General features: G+C 72.4%; 17 protein-coding genes and 1 pseudogene. 8 read left to right on the top strand and 10 right to left on the bottom strand.

Annotated elements, in window-relative coordinates; genetic code table 11:
- Positions 1–26: 26 nt before the first annotated feature.
- The gene (locus tag AAW13_RS23200) at positions 27–1,271 is read right to left on the bottom strand and encodes a ThuA domain-containing protein (RefSeq protein WP_240528704.1); all 1,245 of its coding nucleotides are present in this window, start codon (positions 1,269–1,271) and stop codon (positions 27–29) included.
- 209 nt (positions 1,272–1,480) lie between these two features.
- Between AAW13_RS23200 and AAW13_RS23195 the strand changes: the two genes are divergently transcribed.
- A complete protein-coding gene (locus tag AAW13_RS23195; RefSeq protein ID WP_046727116.1) occupies positions 1,481–2,062 on the top strand; it encodes an antibiotic biosynthesis monooxygenase in 582 nt (193 codons plus the stop codon).
- A gap of 43 nt (positions 2,063–2,105) precedes the next feature.
- Positions 2,106–3,047 (top strand): D-2-hydroxyacid dehydrogenase family protein, encoded by a 942-nt coding sequence (locus AAW13_RS23190; RefSeq protein ID WP_046727117.1) that lies wholly within the window; start codon positions 2,106–2,108, stop codon positions 3,045–3,047.
- An 11-nt stretch (positions 3,048–3,058) separates the two neighbouring features.
- Here AAW13_RS23190 and AAW13_RS23185 read toward each other — a convergent pair whose 3' ends face one another.
- The 3 genes from AAW13_RS23185 to AAW13_RS23175 all read right to left on the bottom strand — a co-directional run bounded on the left by AAW13_RS23185 (position 3,059) and on the right by AAW13_RS23175 (position 9,024).
- The gene (locus AAW13_RS23185; RefSeq protein ID WP_046727118.1) at positions 3,059–4,648 is read right to left on the bottom strand and encodes a serine/threonine-protein kinase; all 1,590 of its coding nucleotides are present in this window, start codon (positions 4,646–4,648) and stop codon (positions 3,059–3,061) included.
- 43 nt (positions 4,649–4,691) lie between these two features.
- A complete protein-coding gene (locus AAW13_RS23180; protein ID WP_046727119.1) occupies positions 4,692–6,209 on the bottom strand; it encodes a hypothetical protein in 1,518 nt (505 codons plus the stop codon).
- A gap of 346 nt (positions 6,210–6,555) precedes the next feature.
- Entirely contained in the window at positions 6,556–9,024 is a 2,469-nt protein-coding gene (locus tag AAW13_RS23175; RefSeq protein ID WP_046727120.1) for a SpoIIE family protein phosphatase, read from the bottom strand.
- A gap of 207 nt (positions 9,025–9,231) precedes the next feature.
- Between AAW13_RS23175 and AAW13_RS23170 the strand changes: the two genes are divergently transcribed.
- Positions 9,232–11,316 carry a SpoIIE family protein phosphatase gene (locus tag AAW13_RS23170; protein WP_046727121.1) on the top strand — a complete coding sequence of 695 codons (2,085 nt, stop codon included), beginning with the start codon at positions 9,232–9,234 and terminating at the stop codon, positions 11,314–11,316.
- On the opposite strand, the gene AAW13_RS23165 is transcribed toward AAW13_RS23170, so the two are convergent.
- From AAW13_RS23165 to AAW13_RS23155, 3 genes and pseudogenes are all read right to left on the bottom strand, one after another.
- Positions 11,313–12,992 (bottom strand): hypothetical protein, encoded by a 1,680-nt coding sequence (locus tag AAW13_RS23165; protein WP_046727122.1) that lies wholly within the window; start codon positions 12,990–12,992, stop codon positions 11,313–11,315. The two genes, AAW13_RS23170 and AAW13_RS23165, sit on opposite strands and share 4 nt — an antisense overlap.
- 130 nt (positions 12,993–13,122) lie before the next feature.
- A pseudogene (locus tag AAW13_RS23160) lies at positions 13,123–13,803 on the bottom strand (polysaccharide deacetylase family protein); the annotation flags it as partial.
- The gene (locus tag AAW13_RS23155; protein WP_046727124.1) at positions 13,803–14,471 is read right to left on the bottom strand and encodes a glycoside hydrolase family 11 protein; all 669 of its coding nucleotides are present in this window, start codon (positions 14,469–14,471) and stop codon (positions 13,803–13,805) included. The gene AAW13_RS23155 and the pseudogene AAW13_RS23160, both read right to left, overlap by 1 nt.
- 355 nt (positions 14,472–14,826) lie before the next feature.
- On the opposite strand from AAW13_RS23155, the gene AAW13_RS23150 reads away from it, so the two are divergent.
- Positions 14,827–15,996, top strand: a complete 1,170-nt coding sequence (locus AAW13_RS23150; RefSeq protein ID WP_240528703.1) for a PP2C family protein-serine/threonine phosphatase — start codon at positions 14,827–14,829, stop codon at positions 15,994–15,996.
- Between the two features lie 126 nt (positions 15,997–16,122).
- The gene (locus AAW13_RS23145) at positions 16,123–17,013 is read left to right on the top strand and encodes a methyltransferase domain-containing protein (RefSeq protein ID WP_046727126.1); all 891 of its coding nucleotides are present in this window, start codon (positions 16,123–16,125) and stop codon (positions 17,011–17,013) included.
- On the opposite strand, the gene amaB is transcribed toward AAW13_RS23145, so the two are convergent.
- Positions 16,972–18,501 (bottom strand): L-piperidine-6-carboxylate dehydrogenase, encoded by a 1,530-nt coding sequence (amaB, locus tag AAW13_RS23140; RefSeq protein WP_046727127.1) that lies wholly within the window; start codon positions 18,499–18,501, stop codon positions 16,972–16,974. The two genes, AAW13_RS23145 and amaB, sit on opposite strands and share 42 nt — an antisense overlap.
- Positions 18,502–18,523: 22 nt before the next feature.
- On the bottom strand, positions 18,524–19,921 hold the full coding sequence (gene hglS, locus AAW13_RS23135) for a 2-oxoadipate dioxygenase/decarboxylase (RefSeq protein ID WP_046727128.1): 1,398 nt from the start codon (positions 19,919–19,921) through the stop codon (positions 18,524–18,526).
- Positions 19,922–20,223: 302 nt separating this feature from the next.
- On the opposite strand from hglS, the gene AAW13_RS23130 reads away from it, so the two are divergent.
- A complete protein-coding gene (locus tag AAW13_RS23130) occupies positions 20,224–22,380 on the top strand; it encodes an MMPL family transporter (protein ID WP_046727129.1) in 2,157 nt (718 codons plus the stop codon).
- Positions 22,381–22,525: 145 nt separating this feature from the next.
- On the top strand, positions 22,526–22,906 hold the full coding sequence (locus AAW13_RS23125) for an ANTAR domain-containing protein (RefSeq protein WP_046727130.1): 381 nt from the start codon (positions 22,526–22,528) through the stop codon (positions 22,904–22,906).
- On the opposite strand, the gene AAW13_RS23120 is transcribed toward AAW13_RS23125, so the two are convergent.
- Positions 22,899–23,792, bottom strand: a complete 894-nt coding sequence (locus AAW13_RS23120) for a fumarylacetoacetate hydrolase family protein (protein WP_046727131.1) — start codon at positions 23,790–23,792, stop codon at positions 22,899–22,901. The two genes, AAW13_RS23125 and AAW13_RS23120, sit on opposite strands and share 8 nt — an antisense overlap.
- 107 nt (positions 23,793–23,899) lie before the next feature.
- Here AAW13_RS23120 and AAW13_RS23115 point away from each other — a divergent pair, with 107 nt between their 5' ends.
- Entirely contained in the window at positions 23,900–24,367 is a 468-nt protein-coding gene (locus AAW13_RS23115) for an acyl-CoA thioesterase (protein ID WP_046727132.1), read from the top strand.
- Positions 24,368–24,410: the final 43 nt, after the last annotated feature.

The following is a 24,410-nucleotide window of genomic DNA, read 5'->3' as shown; positions in this document are numbered from 1 at the left end:
GCACCGCCCGGCGGGGCCTGGACGGGTCAGGACGGCAGGGTCCAGCTCTGGTTGGCGGCGCCCGAGCAGGACCAGATCTGTAGCCGGGTGCCGTTGGCCGAGCTGGGGCCGGTGGCGTCGAGGCACTTGCCCGACTGGGGGTTGACCAGGGATCCGTTCGCGCCGGTCTGCCAGACCTGCGCTCCGGAGCCGTTGCAGTCGTACAGCTGTACCTGGCTGCCGTTGGCCGTGCCGGCCGAGGTCACGTCCATGCACTTGCCCAGCGCGGTGAGGGTGCCGGAGCCGCCGGCCGTCCAGTTCTGCGCGGAGGTGCCGTTGCAGTCGTAGAGCTGTACGGCGGTGCCGTTGGCGCTGCTCGCGCCCGCGACGTCCACGCACTTGCCGCCGTAGCCGTGGATCGGGCCGGTGGCGTTCGTGGGCGGGGTGACCGGGCCGGACTGGCCGGACGCCCACTTGATCTCCTGGAGCAGGAGCTGGTTCTGCCGGTCGCTCGCGAACGTCGACGACAGGGTGGTGTTCGTCGAGTAGTCCATCGCGTTGTGGCCGAAGTTGTTGTAGACCATCTTGTAGTTGCGGTTGGACCAGACGACCGGGTAATAGCCGCTGTACCAGGTCTGGTCGGGGTCGGTGCCGATCGGGAAGGTCGACGGGTCCATCGAGGCGAGGATGTCGATGGCCGGGTTCTGCCGCAGGTCGTTCTGCCAGCTGTACCACTCGCTCACCGAGGACGTGATGGTGGACGGGAGGTTCGCGGTCGCCGGGTGCGAGGGGTCGTCGATCTTCAGGGTCTCCTGGGTCGGCCCCCAGGTGTTGCTCTTGAAGGTGCCGGTGCCGAGGAAGGTGTTGTGGTACCAGGGCCAGTCGCTGGTGTCGTCGTTGTAGGCCGAGACGTGGAAGCCGATGAAACCGCCGCCGCCCGCCACGTACGTCTGGAAGGCGGACTGCTGTGCCGCGGTGTGGGGGTAGTCGTCGAGGAACATGACGACCTGGTAGTCGGCCAGGGTGGCGGTGTTGAGCCGGCTCCAGTCCGTGGTCGCGGTGTAGGTGAAGCCGTTCTGGGCGCCCGCCTGCGGGAACCAGGAGTTGGCCTCGTGGTCGAAGCTGATGTGGGCCGCGTCGTAGGTGCCGTCGTAGAAGGCGATCACGTTGACGGTGGTGGCGGCGCGGGCGGCGTGCGGGGGCGCGGCCTGGACGCCGAGCACGACGGCGACCAGGGCGAACAGTCTTAACAGGGTGCGGGACCAGGCCATGACGGGGTGGGGGGTGATCATGCGGGGGCCTTCCTCGTGCGCGACCGTCGGGAGGGACGTGCGGATGAGCCGCATTGAAGGCCTCGCTACGCGTACATGTCAATGGTGCAGACCAAGTGCTCATGCCCGGGCCACGGGGTACCCGGGCCCAGACCGCGGGGTACCCGGGCCCAGGCCGCGGGGTACCCGGGCGGTCAGCGGGAGGAACGCGACGCCGGGAGGAGGCCGGGATGCGGGGTGACACGGGCACCGAGGACTCGGTCACCGTCATGGTGACCAGGGTCGTCGCGCCGGAACGGGAGGAGGAGTTCGCCCGCTGGGCCGAGGAGGCCGACCGGGCCGCGGCCGGTTGTCCCGGCCACCTGGGCGCCGTACGGCTGCACGACGGTCAGGGGCTGCACCACCTCGTCTACCGCTTCGACTCCGCCGAGCACCTCGACGCCTGGGAGCGGTCGGACGTACGGCGCGAGCTGGTGCGGCGCGGCAACCGGATCTCGGAGCCGCGGAGCAGCCGCAGCACCGACCTGGCCCCCTGGTTCACCCTCCAGGAACGTAACGTGCCGCCCCGGTGGAAGAGCTTCCTCACCACATGGGCCGCGGCCTATCCCTGCCTGCTGACCATCGCGACACTGCTGAAGCTGCTGTTCCCCGCCCTGCCGCAGGCCGCGGCCCTGGCCGTCAACTCGCTGGTCCTGACGGCCCTCCTCACCTGGGTGATCCAGCCGCGGCTGACCCGCAGGGCGCGTTCGTGGCTGCTCCGGGGAGCCCGGCCGGCCGGAACCAGGGGCACGACGTCCGAGCCGCGCGGCTGACGGGGCCTGTGCCAACCTGGAGGCACGAGCGAAGGGAACCCGCATGAGGATCGCGATCCTGGACGACTACCAAGGCGTCGCGCGGAGCCTGGCGGACTGGGACCGCCTCGGCGCCGACGTGCGGGTCTTCGGAACGCCCTTCGCGGACGAAACGGACGTGGTGACGGCCCTCGCCGACTTCGACGTGCTGGTGGCCATGCGCGAGCGGACCGCGTTCCCGTCGTCGACGCTGGGCGCACTGCCGCGTCTGAAGCTGCTCGTCACCACCGGCCCGGTCAACGCGGCGATCGACGTACCGGCCGCACGCGACCTGGGGATCACCGTCTGCGGCACGGGCTACTTCCCGCACCCGACGGTCGAGCTCACCTGGGGACTGATCCTGTCCGCGGCGCGCCTGATCCCCCAGCAGGTCGACGCGGTCCGCCGGGGCGGCTGGCAGGAAGGCCTCGGGACGAGCCTGCGGGGCGCCACGCTGGGGCTGCTGGGCCTCGGCCGGCTGGGGACCGCGGTGGCGGAGATCGGGCGCGCCTTCGGGATGCGGACCATCGCCTGGAGTCAGCACCTGACCCCCGCCGACGCCGAGGCCAGGGGAGCGATCCACGTGTCACGGGACGAACTGTTCCGGCGCTCCGACGTGCTGAGCGTCCACGTCGTGCTCAGCGGCCGCACCCGCGGCCTGGTCGGCGCCCGTGAACTGGGCCTGATGAAGCCGACGGCCGTCCTCGTGAACACCTCGCGCGGGCCCGTGGTGGAGGAAGAGGCCCTGATCACGGCATTGACCGAGAAGAGGATCGCGTCGGCGGCCCTGGACGTCTTCGACCGTGAGCCGCTGCCCGCCGGCCACCCGTTGCGTTCGCTGCCGAACGCGGTCGTGACCCCGCACATCGGGTACGTGAGCCGGGACCTGTACGAGGTGTTCTACCGGGACGCCGTCGAGGACATCGCCGCCTGGCAGGCCGGAACCCCGGTCCGCGTCCTCTCCTGACCGGCACGGCCTCAGCCGTCGTACGGCATCAGCTTGACGGTCTTCCCCTTCTTGTCCGTCTGGAGGTATCCGGTCTGGCTGTGGTCGTTGCTCAGGTAGACGGACATCCCGGCGGGGTCGCCGAAGGCGTTGCCCGGCAGGATCAGCACCAGGTAACGGGTGTCGGGGTCGGGCACCTTGAGCTTCCTCCCGGCCTCGGTGAGGAGCGAGGGCACCTTGTCCCAGTCGTAGCCGTCCAGGGTGACGGGCTTGTCGTCGCCGCTCACGTGCCCGCTGATGATGTCCTTCCGCACGCCCTGGCCCGGCCGGTAGGTGTACATGTCGTACGCGGCGTCGTCGCCCTTCACCATCAGGTTGGCGACCACGTACTCCGGATAGACCGTGAGACTGGCGTACCGGTCCCGGCCGGTCTCCTTCTTGAAGGCGGCGATCGCGGTGCGGATGCCCTGCGGGGTCAGCAGGTCGGTCGTGGTGGCCCGGCTCCCGGACGTGGGTGAGCCGGTGGCGTCGCCCGGCGCGGACGCCGTGGCGGACGTGGTGCCGGAGCCCTTGGCTCCGTTGGCGTGGGTGCCCGTGTCGGGCAGCTGGGTCCACACCAGTGCGCCCGCGAGGGCGACGCCCGCGGTGGGCAGGACCAGCAGCGTCCAGCGGCGGCGGCCGGCCGGGGGCGCGGCGGGGACCGGAACCGTGTCCCGTGGCGGCGCGGCCGGCGGTTGCAGGGGGAAGGACGTGGGCGACTCGGTCCGCTGGGGCTGCCCGGCGGCTTCGGCCAGCATCCGGTCCAGCTGCCGGGCGTCCGGGCGGGCGCCGGGGTCGCGGACGAGGACGCGGCTGAGGACGTCCGTGAGCGGACCCGCCTGGACCGGCGGGGGAACGTCCTCCGCGAGGACGGCCGCGAGCGTCGCGAGCGTGGTGCCCCGGCGCAGCGGGTGATGGCCCTCGACGGCGACGTACAGCATCATCGCGAGCGACCACAGGTCCGCCGCCGGGCCGCCGTCCTTGCCCGAGACGCGCTCCGGTGCCATGTAGTCGGGGGTGCCGATGACCGAGCCGGTGGCGGTGAGGGCGGTGGCCTCGCGGACGGCGGCGATGCCGAAGTCGGTGAGGACCGGACGTCCGTCGGGGCGCAGCAGGACGTTGGCCGGTTTGACGTCGCGGTGTTCGATGCCCGCCGCGTGGGCGGCCCGGAGGGCGGCCAGCACCTCGCGGCCGACGCGGGCGGCCTCGGCCGGGTTCATCGGGCCGCGCGCGAGGCGGTCGGCGAGCGAGCCGCCGGTGACCAGTTCCATGACGATCCACGGGTAGGTTCCCGGGCCGCCGTCGACGATGTGATGGATGGTCACCACGTTGGGGTGGTCGACCCGCGCCAGGGCGCGGGCCTCCCGCAGCACCCGTTCCCGCAGCAGCCGGGCCGCCTCCGGGTCGTACTCGGCGAGGCCGGGGTCGGACGGCCGTACCTCCTTGATGGCCACGCTCCGCCGCAGCACCAGGTCGGTGGCGCGCCAGACCGTGCCCATGCCGCCGCCACCGAGCCGTGCCTCCAGCTCGAACCGCCCGTCGACAACCCGTCTCGCGGGGTTGTCTCTGCCCTCTTCGCTCATGCGCGGGAGCTTAGTTGGCCGGTCCGACAGCCTCGCGCCCTGTTCAGTACCCGGACCCCAGCGACTGCGTCGTGTAGGCGCACTCGGTGTAGACGTAGCCGTAGCGGAGCTTGGCGGTGTCGGAGCCCGGCGTGGCCGAGGTGTCCTTCTTCGGCTTGTGCACGAAGTACGTGGTGCCGGGCGGGAGGCTGATCGTGCGCTGCGGGTAGTCGCGGCCGCTGTCGCTGCACGGCTCCCAGCCGGGCGTGATCGAGCTGGCGAAGGAGTACGCCTTGCAGCCGCCGCACGCCTTCAGGGTGAAGCTGCCGGTGACCGGGCCGGTGTACAGCACGGTGATGTCGTCCGGGCTGTCGTTCTTCACGGTCACGGAGATACCGCCGCCGGACGCCGTGGTGGGCAGTTTCCTGCCGGCGGCCGGGAGGGTCTGGGCGACCTCCGCGCCGATGGCGATCTTCCGGGCGCGGTCGCCGTTGTGGTCGTGCGGGTTGTCGGTGACGAACTGCTGCATGGTCGCCTGCGCCTTGGCGTAGTCGCCGTCCTTGTACTGCTTGACGCCGCACTGGTACTCCCCCGCGTCGCCGCTGCGGTCGGCGCGGGTGGCGACCTTGCCCAGGGCACCGGACTGCGCGCCGGACACGCCGGACAACTGGACGATCTGGGAGTTCAGGGTGTGCAGCCGCTCGACGGCGGTGCAGGGATCGGACCCGGACACGGCCTTCGCCGCCTTCTTCTCCGCCGCGTCCACGGCCGGCACGACCTTGGCGGCCTGTGCCGAGTCCGGGAAGGTGCCCAGCAGGTCGTCGAACCGGGCCACCCAGTCGGTGCCGCCGCCGTCCAGGCCGTCCGCACCGCACTCGTACAGCGAGGTGGCCAGCCGGTCGTCGGGCCAGTGCGCGAGCGTGCCGAGCTGGTCCTTCGGCATGGAGTTGGGCACCGTCCGCAGATACTTCAGCGGGGCGACGGCCGTGCAGTAGTCCTGGTGGCCGTAGGCCGCCGCGACGGTTGTGTAGTAGGTCCGCAGCCGGTCCGGGACCTGGGCGGCGGCCCGGGAACCGGAGTGGTTCACGGCGAGGTCGCGGTAGACGGCCAGGGCGTTCCGGTAGTCGGCCTTGGCACCGGTGAAGTCGTGCTCGGCGGCCGCGGTGACCTGTTCGTCGGCCTGGTCGAGCCGGTCGAGGAGGGCGCGCTGCACGGCTTCCTGGTGAGCGCTGTCGTACCAGAGCGCGCCGCCGACGGGGACGGCGAGGAGGGCGACGCCCAGCAGGAGGGCGACGGGCCGCCGGCCCGGCCACACCAGCGCGGTGCGCAGGCCGACGAACGCGCCGTGCAGGGCGGCCAGCAGCAGGAGAACGAGGTAGCAGACGAGAGCGGCGCCGGGCACGCCGTCGGCGTCCGCGGGCAGCGCCACGAGGAGCAGGACGACGGTCGCCGCCAGGCACGCGGCCGTCAGGAGCCGTCTTCGGACGAGCAGGTAACCGAGGCCCAGTCCGCTCAGGTTGAGGAGGGCCACGGTGGCGGCCCGCAGGCCGTCCGGCGGTGCGGACGGCGGACTCGACGGCATGGGCGGGACGAAGGGCCCCGGGGCCGGAAAGCCGTGCGGCGGGGGCAGAAAGCCCTGCGGCGGGAACGCCGGCCTCTGCTGCGGCCCCGTGGCGCCCGGCGGCGGAAACCCGTAGCCCGGCGGGGCCGGGTTCGGGGAACTGGGGCCCGGCGGGGCCGGGTTCGGCGTGCCGGGGCCCGGGGGCCTGTCGTTCGGTGGTTGCTGGTTCGGGCCGTGCGCTTCCCCGGACATGGCGGCTCCCCCCCAATTGCTGCCGAATCCTCATCAATTGACAGCGTACGGCCAAACGTGCGCATTCGACAGAGCCCCGGCCGCCCCCCAGGTCACCCCGCCGTCCCTTCCCCGCTCACCGCCCCGGGATCTCCTGCTCGGCCCAGATGACCTTTCCCTCACCGGTGTAGCGGGCACCCCACCGGTGGGCGAGCTGGGCCACCAGGAAGAGGCCGCGGCCGCCCTCGTCGGTGCTGCGGGCGTGCCGCAGCCGCGGTGCCGTACTGCTGCCGTCGGCGACCTCACAGGTCAGCCGGGTGTTACGGAGCAGCCGCAGCCGGATGGGCGGTTCGGCGTAGCGGATGGCGTTGGTGACCAGCTCGCTGACGACGAGTTCGGTGGTCACCGCCAGTTCGTCGTAGCCCCATGCCTCCACCTGGTTCACCGCCTTGGCCCGGACCTCACCCACGGCGGCCGGGTCGACCGGTACGTCCCAGGAGACGACGTGGTCGGTGCCCAGGGCGTGGGTGCGGGCCAGCAGCAGGGCGATGTCGTCGGGCTGGGGAACGCGCACCAGTTGCTGCACGGCCGACACGCACAGCGTGCCGAGGTCCGCGTCCGGTGCGGACAGGGCCGCCCGCAGCCGGGACATGCCCAACTCCACGTCCCGGTCGGCACCTTCGATGAGGCCGTCGGTATAGAGGCCCAGCAGGCTGTTCTCGGGGAGTTCGAACTCGGTGGACTCGAAGGCCATGCCGCCCAGCCCGAGCGGCGGGCCGGCGGGCATCTCGGGGAACCAGACCCGCCCGTCGGGCGCCACCACGACCGGCGGCGGGTGCCCGGCCCGGGCCATGGCGCACCGCCGGGTCACCGGATCGTAGACCGCGTACAGACAGGTCGCCCCGACGAACGTGGCCGTGCTGCCCTCGGAGGCCGCGCCCGAGTTCTCCTCCTCCCCGAGCCGCAGCACGAGGTCGTCGAGGTGGGCGAGGAGTTCGTCGGGCGGCAGCTCCATGTCGGCGAGGGTCTGGACGGCGGTGCGCAGCCGGCCCATGCTGGCCGCCGCGGTGAGGCCGTGGCCGACCACGTCGCCGACGACCAGGCCGACCCGGGCGCCGGACAACGGGATCACGTCGAACCAGTCACCGCCGACGCCGTCCGCGGCGTCCGCCGGCAGGTAGGAGGAGGCCACGTCGAGGGCCGTACCGCCGCTCAGGGCCTGGGGCAGCAGGCTGCGCTGGAGGGTGACCGCGGCCGTGTGCTCCCTCGTGTACCGGCGGGCGTTGTCGACGCAGACGGCGGCGCGGGCGACCAGTTCCTGGGCGAGCAGGACGTCGTCGGGCCCGAAGGGGACCGGGTTGACCGAGCGGGCGAACGTGGTGAGGCCGAGGGCGGTGTTGCGGGCCCGCATCGGGACCGAGATGAGGGTGTGCAGCCCGAACTCCCGGATGCGGGCCGACCGTGCGGGCTGCTGGGTGACCCACAGGTGGTCGTCCGGGTCGAGTTCGGGGATGAGGATCGGTTCGCCGTCGATGAGCAGGTCGAGGCCGTGCGGCGGCGGCAGGAAGTCCACCTGGTCGCCGATCCGCGCCACCGCCTCGGGGCTGCCCTCGCGGACGGTCCTGAGCGCGGCGCGCCGCATGGCGGGCCTGGCGGGCGCCGGGCCCGCGTCCGTCAGCCAGGTGCCGTGTCCCTCGGTGCTCAGGACGGGCTCCAGGAGGTCGACGATGACGAAGTCGGCGAACCGGGGGACCGCGAAGTCGGCGAGTTCCTGGGCGGTGCGCAGCACGTCCAGGGTGGTGCCGATACGGGTGCCGGCCTCGTTGACCAGCGAGAGCAGCTGCCGGGCGGTCCACCGTTCGGTGACGTCGGTGACCAGGTAGCAGACCCCGGTCACGGAGTCGTCGGGGTCGACCAGGGGGAAGAACGACGTGGAATAGGCGCGCCTGCGGTGCGGGTCCGACCAGCTCCAGCCGAGGTACTCGTAGTCGGTGACCGGCTCCCGGGTCGCCAGCACCTTGCGCATCAGGCCTTCGATGGTGGCCCCCTGCAACCCGGGCAGCAGTTCGCTCAGCCGCCGGCCCAGGCGCTGCTCGCGGGGCACTCCGCCGAACTGCTCCAGGGTGTCGTTCAGCCAGACGTAGCGCAGCTCCGGGTCCATGACGGCCATGCCGATCGGCGCGCGGGTGAGGAAGCCGTCCAGGACGGACTGCCGGGCCGTCCACTCGGGTCGCTGCTCGCGCGCCGAGAGCAGGAAGCACTCCTCGCCTCCGATGCGGAAGGCCGCGGAGACCCGCAGGTCGACGAGGACGGTGCGGCCGTCGCGGTGCCGTACCGGCACCAGCCCGCTCCAGCCCATGCCGGAGCGGCAGCGCTCGGCGACCCCGGTGGCGCGGGCCGGATCGGCGCGCACGGCGAGCAGCCGCGCCGCGGGGTGGCCGGTCACCTCGGCGGGCGGGTATCCGAGCAGCGCCTCGGCACCGCGCGTCCAGCCGATCACGGTGCCCCCGGCCGACACTACCGCCGCCGCGTCGCTGGAGGCGTCGAGCAGACCGCGCGGTCCCACGGAAGCCGGCACGTCCACATCTCTTCGCGGGGAATCCATCGATTACATCCTCCAGGTACCCCCATGTTCCTGCTTGTCCTGCCGATACGCACGGCCCGCCGGGAGGCGGGGCGCATCCGGCGGACAGGATCCCGCGGGACCGGGGTACCCGTCTGGAGTTGGGCGAGCGGCGGGCCGGGGGCAGCATGGAAGTGCCGCTACAGCGGCATCGGCATCGGCCCGGTGGCCGGTGGAGGTGGTTGAGGGATGGCTGTGGGTCCCCTGCGGTCCGGTGGCGCCGGCGGCTCCGGTGGTGAGGAGTACGGCGCCGGCAGACCGCGTCCGACCGGTCTGCTGGACGTGCTGAGCGTGGCCGCGGTGGCGCTGGACACACAGGGCCGGATCGTGTTCTGGACCCCGCAGGCCGAGGATCTCTTCGGGTACACGGCCGACGAGGCGCTGCGCAAGAACGCGGCGCGCCTGCTCGTCGGCCCCGAGCACCTGAAAGCCGTGGTGGGTCTCTTCACGGAGGTGCTGGAGACCGGCCGGAGCTGGGCGGGCGCCTTCCCGGTCCGGCACAAGGACGGCAGCAGCCGGCTGACGGAGTTCCGCACCATGCGGCTGCTGGACGATCTCGGTGACGTCTACGCGCTGGGCATCGCCGCCGACCACACCCTGTTGCAGCGGGTGGAGACCGACCTGGCGCTGTGCGAGCGGCTGATCAGCCAGTCCCCCATCGGTCTGGCCCTGCTCGACCCCGACCTGCGCTATCTGCTGGTGAACCCGGCGCTGGAGCGGATCGACGGCGTTCCCGCCGAGGAGCACATCGGCCGTCACCTGCGGGAGACGCTGCCGTTGCCCGACATCGACACGGTGGAGTCGGCGCTGCGCCAGGTGCTCACCACCGGCACGCCGCTGCTCGACCAGTACCACGTGGGCCGTACGCCGGCCGATCCGGAGCACGAGCACGCCTGGTCGCTGTCGTTCTACCGGCTGGAGGACCCCGGCGGCCGGGTCCTGGGCGCGGCGGCCTCGGTCGTCGACGTGACGGAGCGGCACCGCGCGGCGGCCGAGGCCGACCGGGCCCGGCGCCGGCTCGCGCTGATCGCGGACGCCTCGGCGCGGGTGGGCACCTCGCTGGAGGTGGAGCGCACCGCCCACGAACTGGCCGAGGTCGCCACCCCGGTCCTGGCGGACGTGGTCGCGGTCGACGTGCTGGACTCGGCGCTGGCCCTGCGCCGGGCGCGGCGGCCGGACAACGGTCCCGAGCTGTTCCGCGCCCTCGCGCTCAAGGCCGACCAGCCCACGGTCGCACTGCGGGCCGCCGATCCGCCCGGTGACCTCGCGACGTACGAAGGCGACCGGCTCGTGACGCTGTGTGTGCACACCGCGCGGCCGGTCCTGGTCCCGCGGGTCGGCGCGCACGACCTGCCCCGCATCGCCCGTGACGCCGAGGCGGGCGAGCTGCTGGCGCGGGCCGGTGTCCACTCGTACCTCGCCGTGCCCCTCATCGCCCACGGCGAGGTGCTCGGCGTCCTCGACCTCAAGCGCACCCGCAATCCGCTGCCCTTCGACGAGGACGACGTGGTCCTCGCCACCGAGCTGGCCGGGCGGGCGGCGGTGGCGATCGACAACGCGCGCTGGTTCCAGAGCGTCCGCAACACCGCCCTCACCCTCCAGCGCAGCCTGCTGCCCGACCACCCGCCGCACCACACGGGCCTGGAACTGGCCTCCCGCTACCAGCCCGCGCAGGCGACCAGCGAGGTGGGCGGTGACTGGTACGACGTGATCCCGCTGTCGGGCGACCGGACGGCGCTGGTCGTCGGCGACGTCATGGGCAACGGCATCGACGCGGCCGCCACCATGGGCCGGCTGCGTACCGCCACCTGCGCGTACGCGGATCTGGAGCTGCCCCCGGCGGCGGTGCTCCGGCACCTGGACAAGATCACCTGCGATCTGGAGCACTACATCGTGACCTGCCTGTACGCGGTGTACGACCCGCACACCAGGCGCTGCGAGATCGCCAACGCGGGCCACATGCCGCCCGCGCTGGTCCATTCCGATGGGCCGCCGGTCCTGCTGGAACTGCCGCCGGCCGCCCCGCTGGGCGTCGGCGGCGTCACGTTCGAGACCACGTCCGTCGGGCTGGCTGCGGGCGATCTGCTGGTCCTGTACACCGACGGTCTGGTGGAGACCCGCCGGCACCCGATCGACGACCGTCTGGAGGTCCTGCTCGGGTTCCTGGACGAGCCCCAGCGGCCGTTGGAGGAGACCTGCGACCTGCTGCTGCACGGCCTGCGGCACCCGGACGACCACGACGACGTGGCACTGCTGGTGGCACGGGCGCTCTAGGTGTGCTGTCCCGCCCCGGGGGCACCGCAGCAGTCGGTGCGGCAGTAGCAGGAGGCGGTGATCGGTACGTCGGCCGTCGCGGCGGCGAGTCTCAGCTGCTGGGCCACGATCCGTGCCTCGCCGTCCTTGCCGAGGCGGCGCAGGCATTCGTGGAAGCCGTGCAGGGCCCACACGTTGCCCGGGTGCTGAAGGGGCCGGGGCAGGGTGTCGTCCAGGCCGAGGTCGGCGCGGTAGACCGCCTCGGCCTCCTCGACCCGGCCGCGTTCGAGGAGCAGGGCACCGTAGGCGTGCCGGGTGGGCTGCATCCAGCCCCAGGGCTCGTCGTAGGGGAGGTGGTCGTCCAGGTCGACCGAGCGGCGCAGGGCCGTGAAGGCGGTGTCGAAGTCTCCTTTGCGGTAGGCGAGTTCGCCGTCGAGCATGGCGGCGGCGATGGCCAGGAGGTCGACGCAGGTGTTGTTGAACAGCGTGCGGGTGGCGGGCACCGCGGCGGCGGCCTCGCGGAAGCGGGCGCGTTCCGCCTCGGCCTCGGCGACGCGGCCGGTGGCCGAGTACGCGACGCCCCGCGCGTAGTGCAGCATCGCGGTGGTCACGCAGTACAGGCTGGGGTCGGCGGGCAGGGGCAGGGCGAGGACGTCGTCCCAGCGGCCGAAGCGGATCAGGACGTGCACCCGCATCGCGAGGAAGCCCTCCAGCCAGTCGGCCATCGGCGGGCTCGGCACGCGCAGCAGTTCCTCGGGGACGGCGGCCTCGAGGAGACCGGCGGTGGCGAGGGCGTCCTGGAGGCGGCCCAGGAACATCGCGCCGTAGATCCTGAAGTGGAGGTTGTGGCAGCGGTAGAGGGTGTAGAAGTTCATGGCGCCGGCCCGGGCGTGGTACTTCTCGTCGGCGGCGACGGCCGCGCTGTTGTCCGAGACGACGCGCCGGTAGTCGCCGCAGAGGACCTCCAGGTGGGAGGGCATGTGCTGGAGATGCCCTGCGTCCGGCACGAGGTCGCGCAGCCGGTCGGCGACGGGCAGCGCGGTCTCGGGGGCCGGCGACATCTCCATCAGGTGGATGTAGAGGTGCAGCAGCCCGGGGTGGCGGGCGCCCGCCTCGGTGGCGAGGGCCCGCTCCAGTACGGCCCTGGCCTCCTCCGTGCGGGCGCCCTCCGCGGGCCGGCCGGTGCGGATGTCCCACAGCTGCCAGGGGGTGAGGTTCATCAGGGCGTCGGCGTACAGGGTCGCGACGTCGAGGTCGTCGGGGGCCAGGTCGTGGACGGCGCGCATGCGGTCGGCGTAGGCCGCGCTCCACACCGGGCACGCCGCGGCGTCCGGGGCGGCGGCCCGCGGGTAGCGGGCGCGCAGCGCCTCGACGAGGGCCCGCTCCACGGGCGTCGCACGGGCGGCCTTGGCGTGGGCGCGTTCCACGGCGGCGTGGGCGCGTTCCGTCGTACGCGCCAGGTCCCGCTCGTCGAAGAACTCCCAGGGCTTGTTGTAGTTGGGGCCGAGGGCGTAGGCCACCCCCCAGTCGGCCATGGCGCAGTCCGGGTCGGCCGCGCCGGCCGCCTCGAAACAGCGGACGGCCTCCTCGTGGTTGAAGGCGTAGGTCCAGTTCAGCCCCCGGTCGAACCAGGTCTGCGCTGCGGGGGACGACGTCGTGACGCGCCGGCCGTGACTGCCCAGGTCGTAGTAGTCCACGACGGCGAACCTATCGACGCGGGGCCTCGGGGAGGTTCTTGTTCATCCGAAGTCATGAGAAGGGCGCGGCGGTTGACGGACCGCCGCGCCACCGGTGCCCCTGGTCTCCCAGGGGGCTCCGGCTCGCTCAGGGAGCCACCGCGCGCCCGGTCCCCGCGGAGATCCGCCCGGAGCACAGCCCCTTGGCCGCGAGGGTCCCCGCGATGCGCGGGATCGCGGCCAGGGTGTTGGCCGGCCATTCGTGCATGAGGACGACCTGACCGTTGGTGAGCCGGGCGACGGCCTGCACGATCGCGTCGGTGCTCGCGCCGTTCCAGTCCTGCGAGTCGACGTTCCAGATGATCTCGGTCAGCCCGTACTTGGCCTCCACCGTGCGCACGGTCGCGTCGGTCTCGCCGTACGGCGGCCGGAACAGGGTCGGCGTGCCGCCGCCGGCGGACGCGACGGCCGACTGGGTGCGGGAGATCTCCGAGTCGATCCCCGCCTGGTTCTCCTGGGTCAGGTGCGGGTGGGTGTAGCTGTGGTTGCCGACCCACATGCCCGCGCTCACCTCGGCCCGGACCTGGGCCGGGTAGGCGGCCGCGTACTGGCCCTCGTTGAACAGGGTGGCCCGCAGCCCGTTGGCTCCGAGGGCACTGAGCAGCGCCGGGGTGTGGGCGGTGGACGGCCCGTCGTCGAAGGTGAGGCCGACGTAGCCGGCGCAGGCGGCCGCGGGGGACGGGGCGGCGCCGGCGAGGAGTGTGCCGGCGGCGGCCAGGGCGACGGCGGTCGCCACCAGGGGCCGTGACGAGCGCTCTGCCAGGGCGCCCATCACGCCACCGTGATGGTGGAGCTGCCGCTGCTCTGGTAGCCCTCGGTCGCGAGGATCTGGTAGTAGCTGAAGCTGCCGAGGGGCATCCCGGCCCTGGCCCAGGCGTCGAAGTGGTTGCCGGTGGTGATGGTGCCGCCGGTGCGCTTGGACTGGCGGACGCTCCAGTACTGGTTGAACGTCTTGGTGCCCTCGACGGACGGCGCGTTGTACCGCGTCGTGAGGTAGATGTCGTAGGTGCCGCCGTCGCTGGTGACGCTGCCCTTGTACGTTCCGGTGGGCCGGTAGGTGCCCCAGTTGTCGACGATGTAGTACTCGACGAGCGGGTTCGAGGTCCAGCCGTAGAGGGACAGGTAGCCGTTTCCGGAGGGGCTGAAGCCGCCGGAGTATGTCACGTTGCGGCGGGCTCCGGTGCTCCAGCCCTTGCCGCAGACGAAGTTCCCGGTGTTCCTCCAGCTGGTGCTGTAGTTGCCGCCGGAGCCGAGGGTCATGGAGACCGTGCCCTGGGCGTCGGTCCAGAAGGAGTAGTAGTAGCCGTTGTCGGTGCCGGTCTGGTTCGTGGTGACGACGGTGGCGGCGCGGGCGGTGCCCGGCAGGGCGAGCCCGGCGGCGGCGCCGAGCAGCAGGGCGCCGGCGCCCCGGCGGCTGAGGGCGTGGTCGAGCGGGTTCATGCGATGCCTCCTCGTGGGCCTGTGCGGGTTGCTGCGGGTGTGACTTGGAGGGGAGTTTTGGTCTGCGCATGTCACCTGTCAACAGTTTCGGTACTTATTTCGAAAGCTGCGGTCGGGAGAAACAGCAATAGCCACAGCTCAGTCCGCCAAATATCCGCCCCGAGATCACCAAGGCCAATATTCGGCCACTTCAAGATCTATTTCCGCGACCCCAAATTCCGAATGTTTCGTAACACGATTCGAACGCTGTCGACGGTGTCCGGAACATGCCGCTGAGCGGAGCAATCACCGGTGTGTCGGGAGCGCGACCGGGAGGCTGGGCGTCTTGTCGAGACGCGTATTCCAGGAGTCCCGGGTGAGGCACGACGGTCGCTACCCAGCACTGCCCGCGCCCCCCACGTGGATGCGCTGGCTCCCCGTGATGTACGTGGCCGGTGTGCTGGTGGTCGAGCCGATCACCCCGGTGTCGTGGCCGGTGAGCTTCGCCCTGATCGCGCTGCCGCTGGTGACCGCTTTCGCGCACGCGGCGGCCGTCGTCGCCGGCACCACCGTCTTCGCCGTCGGCTTCGAGATGCTGCTGGCCGGCACCCCGTGCTGCGCGGGCCGCCCGGTCGGCTACATCTGGGAACGGCACTATGTGGCCGTCTACGCCTGTACGGCGCTGGTCGGCGCCCTCGGCACGGTCCTGGCCGCGCACCGGACCCGCCGCGAACGCACCCTGGCCGACGTCCGGTTCGTGGCCGAGATCGCGCAGCGCGTCCTGCTCCGGCCGGTACCGCACCGGATCGGCAACCTGCTCCTCGAGAGCTTCTACCTGTCCGCCGCCGCGGAGGCCCGCATCGGCGGCGACCTCTACGAGGCCGTGCCCACCGCGCACGGGGTACGCCTGCTCATCGGCGACGTGCGCGGCAAGGGCCTGCTCGCGGTGGAGACGGCGGCCGCGATGCTGGGGGCGTTCCGGGAGGCCGCGCACGACGAGTCCGACCTGCACGCGCTGGTGGAGCGGGTGGACGTCAGCATGTCGCGCCGGGCCGACCAGTTGGGCGGACACGAGGTGGGCGAGCGGTTCGTCACCGCCGTCTTCGCCGAGATCCCCGACGGCGAGAGGGTGGTACGCGTCCTCAACTGCGGTCACCCGCCCCCACTGCTGATCCGCCCCGGTGAGGTGCGCGAGCTGGACCGGGGACAGCCGGGTCCGCCGCTGAACCTCGGCATGCTGGTCGGGGACCCCTACCGCGTCGACACCTACGCCTTCGGGCCCGGCGACCAACTGCTGCTGTACACGGACGGCGTCACCGAGACCCGGGCCCCGGACGGCGCCTTCTACCCCTTGCTCCAGCGGCTGCGCTCCTGGGGCCCGATGCCACCGCCGGAACTGCTGGCACGGCTCCACCAGGACCTGCTGGACTACAGTCACGACCAACTGCGGGACGACACGGCGGCACTCACCGCGTTCCTGCTGCCCGAGGGAGCGGCCGGACCGCCGAGGGGCGGCCGCGACCGCCCGGACGGCGGCGGCTCGTAGACTCGCCCCGTGGCATTCCTGAGCACCCCTCACCACTGCTTCCTGTGATCACAGGGCCCTGAGGGCGACGCCGGCCGGCGTCGCCCTCCCACGCATGCCCGCCGTGACCCACATCAGGAGTGCCCTGTGCCCGTTTCGCTGCCCCCTGCCCTCGAACTCTCCCTGGATCTGCTGCGCTGCCCGGCCTGCCGGGCCCGCCCGCTGCTCCCCGGCCACGGCAGTCTGCGCTGCCCGGCCGGCCACTCCTTCGACATCGCCCGGCACGGCTACGCCGGCCTGCTCACCGGCGCCCGCGCCACCAGCGGCGACGACGCGGCCATGGTCCGGGCCCGCGAACGGTTCCTGGCCACCGGCGGCTACGCACCCCTGCACGCCGCGGTGGCCCGGCTGGCCGCCGCCGACGCTCCCCGGCACGCCACCGTCGTCGACGTGGGCTGCGGCACCGGCTACTACCTCGGCGGTGTCCTCGACCGGCTGCCCACCGCGCGTGGGCTGGGGTTGGACACCTCGGCGCGCGCACTGCGCGCGGCGGCCCGGGCCCATGCCCGCGCCGCCGCGGTGGCCTGGGACGTCTTTCGCTCCTTTCCGCTGGCCGGCGGGGTGGCCGACGTGGTGCTGGACGTGTTCGCGCCACGCAACCCGGCGGAGTTCCACCGGGTGCTCCGGCCGGCGGGCCGGCTGCTGGTGGTGCGCCCCACCGGCGGGCACCTGGCCGAGCTGCGCGGGCGGCTGCCCGCGATGGTCGGCGTCGACCCGGCCAAGGAGCGCCGGCTGCGCCGGGCGCTGGGTCCCTTCTTCGAGGCCGTGCGCACCGAACGTGTCGAGTACGTGATGCCGGTGGCCCGGCCCCGGGCCGGGGATCTGGTGCGGATGACCCCGAGCGCGTGGCACCTCGACGGGGCCGACGACGGCGGGTGGGCGCCGGAGCGGGTCACCGTGTCGGTGCTGGCGACCGTCTACCGGCCCCGGCGGCGCTCAGAGGAAGCTGACGCCCTGGGCGAGGGTGAGTTCGCCTGAGTAGTTGACCGTGTTGGTGGCCGCGCGCATGTACGCCTTCCAGGCGTCGGAACCGGACTCGCGGCCGCCGCCGGTGTCCTTCTCGCCGCCGAAGGCGCCGCCGATCTCGGCTCCCGAGGTGCCGATGTTGACGTTGGCGATACCGCAGTCGGAGCCGGCGGCGGACAGGAAGATCTCGGCCTCCCGCTGGTCGCGGGTGAAGATGCTCGACGACAGGCCCTGCGGGACGTCGTTGTGGAGCGCGATCGCCTCGTCGAGGGTCTCGTAGGTGAGGAGGTACAGGATCGGCGCGAAGGTCTCCTCCCGGACGGCGTCGGTCTGTCCGTCGACGCGGACGAGGACGGGCTCCGTGTAGGCCGCCGCCGGTGCCGCCTCGGCCAGGCGGCGGTTTCCGCCGGCCAGCACCTTGCCGCCGTCGGCCCGGACCCGGCCGAGGGCGTCGTGCATGGCGTCGAGCGCGGCGGTGGAGATGAGCGGTCCGACCAGGGTGGCGTCGTCGAACGGGTCACCGACGGGCAGCCTGCCGTAGACGTCGGTCAGACGTCCGGCGAGGGTGTCGGCGATGTCGCGGTGGACGATGAGCCGGCGCAGCGTGGTGCAGCGCTGGCCCGCCGTGCCGGCCGCGGCGAACACGACGCTCGGGACGGCGAGGTCCAGGTCGGCGGAGGGCGCGACGATCGCCGCGTTGTTGCCGCCGAGTTCCAGCAGGCTGCGGCCGAAGCGGGCGGCCACGCGCGGGCCGACCTCGCGCCCCATGCGGGTGGAGCCGGTGGCGCTCACCAGGGCCACGCGGGGGTCGTCGACCAGCCGCTCGCCGACCGTCCGGTCGCCGAGCAGGAGGCGGTGGACGTCGTCCGGGGCACCGGTCTCGGCGGCGGCACGGGTGAGCAGCCGGTGGCAGGCCAGGGAGGTCAGCGGGGTGAGTTCGGAGGGTTTCCAGACCACGGTGTCACCGCAGACGAGGGCGATCGCGGTGTTCCAGGACCACACGGCGGCGGGGAAGTTGAAGGCGGAGACGACACCGACCACGCCCAGCGGGTGCCAGGTCTCGGCGAGCCGGTGGCCCGGCCGCTCGGAGGCGATCGTACGGCCGTACAGCTGACGGGAGAGGCCGACCGCGAAGTCGCAGATGTCGATCATCTCCTGGATCTCGCCGAGCGCCTCGGAGCGGATCTTGCCCGCCTCGACGGTGACGAGATCGGCCAGGTCGCTCTGGTACTCGCGCAGCAACTCGCCCAGGCGGCGGACGAGTTCGCCGCGGCGCGGGGCGGGCGTGGTGCGCCAGGTCAGGAAGGCGGCCCGGGCGGCGGCGACGGCCTCCTCGACGTCGGTGCCGGTGGCGGCCCGCAGTCCGAGGAGCCGTTCGCCGGTGATCGGGGTGCGGGCCGGGAAGTCGTCGCCCTCGACGGCCCGCGCGCCGATGTTCCGGAGGCACGCGAGTGCGCGGGCGCGCAGTTCGTCCGTGGTGGGGATCGCGGTGCCGGTCATGGTGTCCTCCCGGGGTGAGGGATCAGCGGGGCGGGTCGGTGAGGCCGAGGGAGCGGGCGACATGGGCGAGGGAGCGGTTCTGCTGCCGTTCGTAGAGGGCGAAGGGGTCGAGGACCTCCCGGCCGACGGCGCCGGAGAGCCAGTCGGCGTCGTAGCGGGTGCCCTGCCGGCCGTTGTCGCGGGTGCCCTCGCCGCTGAGGTTGGACTGGAAGATGCCGGCGGCGGAGCGGGGCAGGAAGTCCTCGTAGACGACGGGTTCGGCGACCAGCCAGCCCTGCCGCACCAGTTCGGCGACGCCGGACGGTGGCGCGGCGCCGTCCCGTGGTCGGCCGTCGGCTGCCCGGTAGGTGAAGTAGGCCAGTCCCTGGGCGGCGAGTTCCTGCTCGCTGCCGGGCATGTGCCGTTCCCACAGGGCGCGGGCGAGGTCGTCGCGGGCCGCCCCGGGGTGCTGGGCGGCCTGCTCGTCGACACGGTCGAGGAGGTCGTCGTACCGGGCCCGTCCCGTGCGGGTGAGGGCGATGCCGCGGGCCTCGACCTCGCCGAACCGCACCCGCAGGGCGCCGTCGACGACACTGCCGTCCTCGGTGCGCATGGCCCGGGGTTCGGCCAGGGCGCGGAAGGAGGTCTGCCGCAGCAGGACGTCGGGGCCCTGCCAGGCCGGCGGGCCCTGGACGGTGTCGATCATCTCGATGCCGCGGTCGGTCATACGGCGGTACAGCTCGTCGATGTCCAGCACCCGCGGGGTGAGGTGGTTGATGTGGGTGCTGCGGACACCGCCGATGTCGGCGGCGACGGCGGAGACCCGCTCCAGGGTCCGGTACCAGGCCCGGTCCACCGGTTCGGCCGACAACTCGAAGGCCCGCACGGCCAGTCGCAGGAAGCGTTCGGCTTCGTCGGCCGGCAGCCCGCCCTCGGCCGCGGCCCGGTCGGCCAGCAGCGGCAGCTCGGGCGGGAAGAGTTCCCGGCCGGCGAGGAAGGTCTCCAGTCGCGAGCGCAGGTCCGCGTCGAAGAAGCGGGGGTCGGCGGGGGTGAGCAGGGAGGTGAACACCCGGAAGGGGTTGCGGGCGAGTTCCTCCTCGTCGACCGGCCGGAAGGCGGTGGAGACGACGGGGACCGCGCTGGCGGCGGCCTCCCTCAGGTCGTAGAAGCCGACCGGGTGCATCCCGAGGGCGCCGAAGATCCGGGCGACCTGCGCCAGTTCACCCGGGGTGCCGACCCGGATGGCGCCGTGCCGTTCTGCGGTCACCCGGCCGATGGAGCCCAGGCGTTCGGCATCGGCGCCCCGTGCGCGCAGGACGTCCTCGTTGACCTCGCGCGAGACGTCGACCAGCGTGGTGTACGCGGGCACCTCGCGCCCGTACATCCTTGACAGCCGCTCGGCGAACGCGGCCCGCAGCCGCCACTGGCTGATCGTCGGCATGGTTCAACCCTCCGGTCGGGGCGGCGACGGTACGGGGATCATGTCCTCGATGGTGGCCGACCGGCCCCCCGGCGTACAGACGACAGGGCCGGGCGCACACCCGGCCCGCAACACCCGCGGCCCGGAACACGCCCGGACGCGCCACGGGAAACCCACTGGACCGATCGTCGTGTGTGATCCCTACCATGTGACCTCAAGACAACCATGCGACCGGTCCGTCGGATGCGTACCGGTCGGGGTCGCCGATGCCAGGGACCGCTCCCCGGGCTGCGGTGATCTTCCTACCCAGGAGGACCTTCCGCATGTTCCGACGAATTGGCAGTGCCGTCGTCCGACATCCCGTCTGGACGATCGTGGCATGGCTGATCGCGGCGGTGGCGATCGTGGCCACCGCTCCGAGCCTGCCCTCGAACAGCGACGAGAGCAGCTTTCTGCCCAAGAGTTACGAATCGATCAAAGCGGCCGACCTCCAGGCGAAGGCGTTCCCCAGCGCCTTCACCCCGTCCGCGATCGCCCTGTACCAGCGCACCGACGGCGGAAAGCTCACCGCCGCCGATCTGAAGGACGTCGCCCGGATCACCACCGAACTGGGCGGCAAGCACATCGACCAGGTCCAGAAGGTCGTCCCCGGCCAGCCGTCCAAGGACGGCAAATACACCATGACCCTGGTCCAGATGGACAGCAAGAACGCCGGCCAGCCCGTACAGGCGGACGCGGCCAAGGTGTTGCGTGACGACGTCAGGCAACTGACCAAGGGCACCGACCTGGAGGCCAGGCTCGGCGGTTCGGCCGCGCAGGCCCTGGACCAGCAGGACTCGTCCAAACGCGGTGAGGCCCTGATCGGCATCGGCACCTTCCTGATCATCCTGGTGACCCTGCTGATCATCTTCCGGGCGCCGATCCTCGCGATCCTGCCGCTGATCACGATCGGCCTGGTGTCCGCGATCGCCAACGGACTGATCGCCTACGCCACCAAGCTGTTCGGTCTCCAGGCCAACAGCTCGGTCTCGTCGATCCTGATCGTCGTGCTCTTCGGCGTGGGCACGGACTACTTCCTGTTCCTGATGTTCCGGTACCGCGAACGGCTGCGCGCGGGCGACGAACCCAAGGAGGCCATGATCAACGCGGTGGCCCGGGTCGGCGAGGCCATCGCCTCGGCGGCCGGCGCGGTCATCATCGCCTTCCTCGCGCTGGTCCTGTCCACGCTGGGCTTCCTCAAGCAGATGGGCCCGGCGCTGGCCATCGCGGTCTCCGTGACCCTGATCGCGGGCCTGACCCTCATCCCGGCCGTCGTCTCGCTCATCGGCCCGAAGGTCTTCTGGCCGTCGAAGTCCTGGCAACGCGAGCCGGAGAACGCCCGGTTCGCGGCTCTCGGCCGTGGTGTGCGGCGCCGCCCGGCACTGACCGCCGCGGTCTCCGGCCTCGTCCTGGTCGTGCTGTCGCTGGGCACGCTCGGCTATCACGCCACGTTCGACCTGGCGTCGGGCTCGATGCCCAAGACCAAGGAGTCCATGGTCGTCCAGGACGAGATGCAGAAGGCGTACTCGGCCGGTGCCGCCGCGCCCACCGACGTGTACCTGTCCAGCACCGGCGGCAAGCCGCTGGACACCTCCGCGTTCGACGCCTACGCGCGGAAGCTGGGCGCCGTGGACGGTGTCGCGAGCGCCCGCATGAACCAGCTGAACAAGGCCGGTACCACGGCGGACTTCACGGTCACGCTCAAGTACGAGGCCTCCACCGACAAGGCGATAGACGCCGTGGGCCGGGTGCGTGACGTGGCGCACGCCGACGCTCCCGAGGGCACCGAGGCCCTGGTCGGCGGTATGTCCTCGATCTACAAGGACATCGACTCCGCGGTCAACCACGACTACCGGACGGTGTTCCCGGTCGCCGCCCTCCTGATCATGGTGATCCTCGGCCTGCTGCTGCGCAGTGTGGTCGCGCCCTGGTACCTGATCGCCTCGGTCGGGCTCGGCTTCGGCTCCACGCTGGGCGCGACGGTCTGGATCTTCCAGGACGCGCAGAACAAGCCCGGGCTGATGTTCATGCTCCCGGTGATCATGTATCTCTTCGTGGTCGCCATCGGCACGGACTACAACATCCTCATGATCGCCAGGCTCCGCGAGGAGGCCCGCGAGGGCCGGGAGCCGCGCGAGGCGGCCGGGATGGCGCTGCGGCACGCCGGTCCGACGGTGGCCGCGGCCGGCTTCATCCTGGCGGCGACCTTCGCGACGATGATGCTGGCCGGCAACTCGCTGCTCACGGAGATGGGCTTCGCGGTGTCCTTCGGCATCGCGGTAGCCGCCTTCGTGATGGCGATGTTCTTCACCCCGAGCCTCACGGCCCTGATCGGTCACGCGGCCTGGTGGCCGGGGCATGCCGACCGGGCCGACCCGGGGACGGACGGCGGCTCCTCCCCCGCCACGGACGAGTACCAGGCGGCGGGGCGACCCGGCTGACGGCAGCGGGACAACGGGGGGCCGCCGGCGGCCGCGGGGTCACCGGCGGCCCCCCGCCCGTTCCCGGGTGCGCATCGGGTCCGCGTACAGGTGATCGCGGCGGGAAGACGCAGGGGTGAACACGATCCCCGCTTCGAGGTGGCACATGGCTTTCTTCGCGATCTCCCGCACACAGCCGCTGCGGCTCCTGTCGGCCACCGAACTGGCGGTGGAGCAGGAACTGCTCGACACCCGCAACGCCCAGCTGCGCCAGGCGGTCACCTCGCACGCCGTCGTCGACCAGGCCATCGGTGCCGTCGTCGCGTGCGGCCGGATCCCGCCTGAGAAGGCCTGGCAGGTCCTGCGCGAGGTGTCCCAGCGCACCAACACCAGACTGCGCACCGTCGCCGAACACGTCCTGGAGCACGTGCAGGGCATCGCCGTACCGGACTTCGACCCGGCGGAACTGGAGCGTGCGATCGGCCGGTACCGGGCCGGCGCGGACACCGGGCGGGGCCGCGGCTCCCCCGGGGTACGGCTCAGGTGAGCCGGGTCCTGCGCACCGTGTTCCGCAGTTCACCGAGGCCGCTGACCCGCGTGACGACCACGTCGCCGTCGGCGAGGAAGACCTGCGGTTCGCGGGCGCTGCCGATACCGCTCGGCGTGCCGGCGAGGACCACGTCCCCGGCGCGCAACGTCATCCCGCGGCTGAGCTCGGCGATGATCCTCGGCACGGGGAAGGCCATCTGACCGCTGGTCGCGTCCTGCCGCACCCGCCCGTTGACCTCGCACCGCACCCGCAGCGCCGTCAGGTCCCCGATCTCGTCGGCGGTGGTCAGCCAGGGGCCGAGCGGCATGGTCGCGTCGATGCTCTTGCCCTTGAGCCACTGGCCGCCGTGCGCCCGCTGGAGGTCGCGCTGGGACACGTCGTTGGCGACGAGGTAGCCGAAGACGTGGTCCAGCGCCTTCTCCTCCGGGATCGAGCGCCCGTCCCGGCCGACGACGAGGGCGATCTCGGCCTCGTAGTCCCATTGGGCGGAGAGGTCGGAGTCGTAGGCGATGTCGTCGGCGGGACCGATGACCGTGTCCGGGCCCTTGGTGAAGAAAGTGGGGTGCCGGGGCCGCTCCTGCGGATCCTGGCCCTCGCGCCTGCCCTTCGACTCCTCGAAGTGGTCCCAGTAGTTCCAGCCGGTGCACAGGATGTCGCGGTTGAAGCGGTGCAGCGGCGACTCCAGCCGGACCTGGGGCAGTGCCACGGTCTCCGGTCCGCCGTGGGCGACCGCGGCCCGGGCCGCGTCGAGGGCCGCCGGGCCGCCGCGGACGATGTCGTCGACGGTCCCGATGTGCGCGGGCACCAGCGTCACGGTCTGGCTCGGCACGTCCACGGCACCGGCTCGCCGCTCGCCCTCGACGACGAGGGAGGCAAGTTTCACGTCGCCCCTTTCGCTCTGTTGCGGTCGGGCCCGCCCACGACCGAGCGGGATGCATTGACTTTAAATGACGATCGTGAAAAATACGAGACATGAGAGAAGGTGCGGAGATGACACACGGAGCGGAGCCCGTGGAGGTCGGAAACCGGCTCCTGGCGTCCGGGACGGTCGGTGCCGTGCACCGGTGCCGTGTGGAGTGGGCGGACACGGACGCCTCCGGGCACTACCACAACTCGGCCGTGGTGCGGTACGTGGAGGCGGCCGAGGCGGCGCTGGTGCGCGAGCGTGGGGTCGTCGGGTACTTCGGTGCGGTGCCGCGCGTGCGCTACGAGGTCGAGTTCGCCGCTCCGCTCTGGTTCGAGCAGGAGGTGACGACCGTGCTCGGCGTCGAACGCGTCGGCACCTCCTCGATGACGTTCGGGTTCGAGGTATGGGGCGAGGAGACCGGCGGCCGGCCGCGGCGGCTCGCGGCCTCCGGCCGCTACACGGTCGTCCACGTGCCGCGGGGCGGCGAGCGGGTGAGCGCTCCCTGGCCGGCCGAGTGGGTGGCGGCCCTCACCCCGGAGCAGACCGGCTGACCGGTGCGCGCGCGTGCTCGTGGCGGGCCGGCTCCCGGGAGCC

Origin of the sequence: Streptomyces humi, assembly GCF_001005085.2 — a bacterium.
GTDB classification, from domain to species: domain Bacteria; phylum Actinomycetota; class Actinomycetes; order Streptomycetales; family Streptomycetaceae; genus Streptomyces; species Streptomyces humi.
The sequence above is the reverse complement of the archived record's forward strand: the minus strand, read 5'-3'. Positions and strand labels throughout refer to the sequence as shown.

What these genes read in the sequence shown, in the direction of transcription:
- AAW13_RS23200 (WP_240528704.1), bottom strand. Translation starts at nt 1,271, where the DNA reads ATGATCACCCCCCACCCCGTCATGGCCTGGTCCCGCACCCTGTTAAGA.
- AAW13_RS23195 (WP_046727116.1), top strand. Translation starts at nt 1,481, where the DNA reads ATGCGGGGTGACACGGGCACCGAGGACTCGGTCACCGTCATGGTGACC.
- AAW13_RS23190 (WP_046727117.1), top strand. Translation starts at nt 2,106, where the DNA reads ATGAGGATCGCGATCCTGGACGACTACCAAGGCGTCGCGCGGAGCCTG.
- AAW13_RS23185 (WP_046727118.1), bottom strand. Translation starts at nt 4,648, where the DNA reads ATGAGCGAAGAGGGCAGAGACAACCCCGCGAGACGGGTTGTCGACGGG.
- AAW13_RS23180 (WP_046727119.1), bottom strand. Translation starts at nt 6,209, where the DNA reads ATGCCGTCGAGTCCGCCGTCCGCACCGCCGGACGGCCTGCGGGCCGCC.
- AAW13_RS23175 (WP_046727120.1), bottom strand. Translation starts at nt 9,024, where the DNA reads ATGGATTCCCCGCGAAGAGATGTGGACGTGCCGGCTTCCGTGGGACCG.
- AAW13_RS23170 (WP_046727121.1), top strand. Translation starts at nt 9,232, where the DNA reads ATGGCTGTGGGTCCCCTGCGGTCCGGTGGCGCCGGCGGCTCCGGTGGT.
- AAW13_RS23155 (WP_046727124.1), bottom strand. Translation starts at nt 14,471, where the DNA reads ATGAACCCGCTCGACCACGCCCTCAGCCGCCGGGGCGCCGGCGCCCTG.
- amaB (WP_046727127.1), bottom strand. Translation starts at nt 18,501, where the DNA reads ATGACCGGCACCGCGATCCCCACCACGGACGAACTGCGCGCCCGCGCA.
- hglS (WP_046727128.1), bottom strand. Translation starts at nt 19,921, where the DNA reads ATGCCGACGATCAGCCAGTGGCGGCTGCGGGCCGCGTTCGCCGAGCGG.
- AAW13_RS23130 (WP_046727129.1), top strand. Translation starts at nt 20,224, where the DNA reads ATGTTCCGACGAATTGGCAGTGCCGTCGTCCGACATCCCGTCTGGACG.
- AAW13_RS23125 (WP_046727130.1), top strand. Translation starts at nt 22,526, where the DNA reads ATGGCTTTCTTCGCGATCTCCCGCACACAGCCGCTGCGGCTCCTGTCG.
- AAW13_RS23115 (WP_046727132.1), top strand. Translation starts at nt 23,900, where the DNA reads ATGACACACGGAGCGGAGCCCGTGGAGGTCGGAAACCGGCTCCTGGCG.